Origin of the sequence: Arthrobacter sp. Hiyo1, assembly GCF_001263615.2 — a bacterium.
GTDB lineage: Bacteria > Actinomycetota > Actinomycetes > Actinomycetales > Micrococcaceae > Arthrobacter.
The window spans coordinates 109,201-112,295 of record NZ_DF952468.1 but is presented as its reverse complement, the minus strand read 5'-3'; the positions used below and the strand labels follow the sequence as shown (position 1 = coordinate 112,295).

The following is a 3,095-nucleotide window of genomic DNA, read 5'->3' as shown; positions in this document are numbered from 1 at the left end:
CTAGCCGCGGGAGATCTCGATCATGTCCTCGCGCGGGACCACCTTGATGCGTTCGCGTACGACGCCGGCGTCCGGGTTTTCGGCGGTCCATGCGGCACCGAGGGCTAGTTCGTGCGCATCGAGCTTGTTCCAGCCTTCCCAGGTGGTGTACTCGATGCCCCGCTCTTCCAGGAGGTTGATGATGGCCTGCGGGTCCGGGTTTTCGGCCGGGGGCAGGGTGAGGCGGTCCTCCAGGAGGCAGCCGATGGTTTCCAGTGCATCGCCCTTGGTGTGCCCGATCAAGCCGACGGGTCCGCGCTTGATCCAGCCAGTTGCGTAGATACCGGGCACCGGCTTGCCGTCGGCGTCCAGCACCCGTCCGCCGTCGTTGGGAATGACGCCGCGGCGGGCATCGTACTCAAGCTCGTCCAGCGGCGATCCGTGGTAGCCGATGGCGCGGTAGACCGCTTGGATCGGATAATCCACGAACTCGCCGGTGCCCTTGACGTTGCCCGTGCCGTCCAGTTTCATGCGCTCGAACTTGATACTGGAGACTTTCCCGGAGCCGTCTTCGGAAACGATCTCCACCGGGCTGTGCAGGAAGTGCAGGTGCAGGCGGCGGGACGAGGGCTGCTCGGCTTCGGCATGTTCTTCGACGAGCCAGTTGGTCAGCGTGTTGACCATGGTCTTGATCTGGTTGTTGCTGCGGATGGCCTCGTCCGAGGCTTCGTCAAACTCGAAATCTTCCGGGTACAGCACAATGTCCACGTCGTTGGAGTGCGAGAGTTCGCGCAGCTCCAGCGGAGTGAACTTGATCTGGGCGGGGCCACGGCGGCCGAAGACGTGCACATCCGTGACCGGGGAGGCCTTGAGGGCGGCATAGACGTTGTCCGGGATTTCGGTCACCAGGAGGTCGTCGGCGTGCTTGGAGAGCATGCGGGCCACGTCCAGCGCCACGTTGCCGTTGCCGATGACCGCCACTTCCTTGGCATCCAGCGGCCATTCGCGGGGCACATCGGGGTGTCCGTCGTACCAGGAGACGAAGTCGGCGCCGCCGAAGGAGCCTTCCAGTTCGATTCCCGGGATGTTCAGGTCCGCGTCCTTGATGGCCCCCGTGGAGAAGATCACCGCGTCGTAGAACGAGCGGAAGTCGTGCAGGGTGAGGTCGCGGCCGTACGTCACGTTGCCAAGGAAGCGGATGTCTCCGCGGTCCAGGACCTTGTGAAGCGCATTGACGATGCCTTGATGCGGGGGTGGTCAGGGGCTACGCCATAGCGGATCAGGCCGTACGGCGCAGGGTATGCCTCGAAGAGGTCGATGCTGACCTCGACCTCGCCGTCCTTGACCTCGTTCGATTTGGTCAGGATATCCGCGGCGTACACGCCGGCCGGTCCTGCGCCGACGATGGCGACGCGCAACGGACGTTTTGAGGTGGTTTCGGCCGAGTTGGACACCGTGAACCCTTCTGAGACGGGAATCCGCCCCGCGTGGTGGGGCGCGCAGGTTCCAATTCTAGTTCTCAGTTGCGGCCGGAGTGTCAGTACGTGGCGCGAGGTGACACAACGGGGCGAGGAAACTCACAATAACTTTCCGGCCGTACGGTCAGGAATACCTCCGCAACATGTGATGTTCTTGACTTTGTGTCTACGCCCGAGCAAACCGCGCCCGCCCCGTCCGCCACCCCCGCTTCGAATGCTGCAAGTGCAGCTTCCGCCGCTGCCACGGCTAAGAAGGAGACGACGGCGGGCGTCGTCTTCGGTATCGGCGCGTACGGTCTGTGGGGGCTGCTTCCGCTCTACTTCCTGGTGCTGCACCCCGCCGGAGCGGTGGAAATCGTCGCCAACCGGGTGGTGTGGTCGCTCATTTTCTGCGCCCTGCTCATCACCATCACCCGGACATGGCGCCTCCTCGGCAACGCCTTCAGGGACCGGGCGGTCCTTGGCCCGCTCGCCATCGCTGCCGGGCTCATCGCCATCAACTGGCTGACCTACACTTTCGGCGTTACCACCGGCCACGCGGTCGAAGCTTCGCTCGGCTATTTCATCAACCCGCTCGTGTCGGTCCTTCTTGGGGTGTTCGTCCTGAAGGAAAAGCTCCGCCCGCTCCAGTGGGCCGCCGTCGGGATCGGCTTCATCGCCGTCGGGGTCCTGACGGTCTCCTATGGCAAGCTGCCGTGGATCGCCCTGGTCCTGGCGTTCAGCTTTGGACTCTACGGATTCGTGAAGAAGCGCGTGGGGCCGAAGGTCAATGCCATCACGAGCCTCACGGTGGAGACTGTTGTCCTCGCTCCGATCGCCGGCGCCACCATGATTGTCCTCGGCCTCACGGGAGCCGGCACATTGGGAAGCAACGGCCCGGGCCATTTCTGGCTTTTGGCCGCTTCGGGCATCATCACCGCCGTGCCGCTCCTCTTCTTCGGAGCCTCCGCACGCCGACTGCCCATGACCACCATCGGCCTGCTGCAGTACTTCGCGCCGGTCCTCCAGTTCATCGTGGCCCTGGCCGTCTTCCACGAGGCCATGACGCCGGACCGCTGGGTGGGCTTCGGCATCGTGTGGCTGGCCCTGCTGCTCCTGACCCTCGACATGCTGCGCACGGCACGCAAGAACTCGGTCATCAGGAAAAGCGCACGCCTCAGCGCAGCCTAGTCCGCTTCCCTGCCTGGCGCCCATACCGGACATGCCCCTCGTTAAACGCCAAGGATGGACATAGTCAGACTATGTCCATCCTTGGTGCGTAGAGGTGGGCATGTCCACCTGAAGGTTTGCGGCTAAGCGTTGGCCTTGATGGCCGCTGCCAGTACCTCAAGGCCGTCCAGGAGCAGTTCGTCGCTGATCACCAGCGGCGGCAGCAGACGGATCACGTTGCCGTAGGTACCGCAGGTCAGGATGATGACGCCTTCCTGGAGGCACGCCGCGGCAACGGCCTTGGTCAGTTCAGCGTTCGGCTCCTTGGAGCCGGCCTGGACCAATTCGATCGCCAGCATGGCACCGCGTCCACGGACGTCGCCGATGACCCCACCTGCAGAAGGATCAGCCGCGAGTTCGCGCAAGCGGCCGAGTGCGACTTCCTCGATGTGGCGGGCGCGGGCGTTGAGATCGTGCTGCTCCATGGTG

The 3,095-nt window shown here is 64.1% G+C and carries 2 protein-coding genes and 1 pseudogene; 1 reads left to right on the top strand and 2 read right to left on the bottom strand.

Going from position 1 to position 3,095, the window contains the following annotated elements; all coding sequences use genetic code 11:
• Nucleotides 1-1,433, bottom strand: a pseudogene (locus tag AHiyo1_RS00415) (FAD-dependent oxidoreductase).
• 186 nt (nucleotides 1,434-1,619) lie between these two features.
• On the opposite strand from AHiyo1_RS00415, the gene rarD reads away from it, so the two are divergent.
• A complete protein-coding gene (gene rarD / locus AHiyo1_RS00410; RefSeq protein ID WP_059387245.1) occupies nucleotides 1,620-2,627 on the top strand; it encodes an EamA family transporter RarD in 1,008 nt (335 codons plus the stop codon).
• Nucleotides 2,628-2,749: 122 nt separating this feature from the next.
• Here rarD and AHiyo1_RS00405 read toward each other — a convergent pair.
• Nucleotides 2,750-3,095 (bottom strand): aminotransferase class III-fold pyridoxal phosphate-dependent enzyme (locus AHiyo1_RS00405; RefSeq protein ID WP_113990517.1); only part of this gene is annotated, 346 nt, incomplete at its 5' end.